This is a genomic window from Pantoea sp. 18069 (assembly GCF_902706035.1).
Taxonomy (GTDB): domain Bacteria; phylum Pseudomonadota; class Gammaproteobacteria; order Burkholderiales; family Burkholderiaceae_C; genus Comamonas.
Genome location: NZ_CACSJA010000139.1, coordinates 1 through 403, shown reverse-complemented (window position 1 = coordinate 403; position 403 = coordinate 1). Strand labels below are relative to the sequence as shown.

The window sequence follows — 403 nt, the reverse complement described above, 5'->3', positions numbered from 1 at the left end:
ACCCTGAGGGCCAGGCGGGGCTCAGCGTGCTGGCGTTCGTTGAGCTGGAGATGGGGGTGGTGATGCGCCCGGACTGTCCGCTCGCGCAGGCTGCGGCGCTGTCGTTAGGCGACCTTAGCCACCTGCGGCACATCGTTCCCGGCGCGCCGCTTATTGTGCACGACCGGGTGGCGATGCTCTATCGGCACTACGACTTTTCCCCGGCAAACAGCATCAGCTGCAACGATATTCGGCTGATTAAATCGCTGGTCCTCAAAGGCAGCGGCGTAACGGTACTGAGCCTGCTCGACGTGCTGGATGAGGTCAACAGCGGGCAGCTGGCGTTTATCCCTTTGCGCAACAAGCTGCTGCGGCCGCTGACCCTGGCGCTGTGCACCGCGCCATCGCGCCAGCTCTCTCGTCC

1 protein-coding gene is annotated in these 403 nt (G+C 64.3%); it reads left to right on the top strand.

From position 1 onward, the window contains the following. A partial coding sequence (locus GVL12_RS25920; protein ID WP_235033994.1) for a substrate-binding domain-containing protein occupies positions 1–403 on the top strand: 403 nt, incomplete at both ends.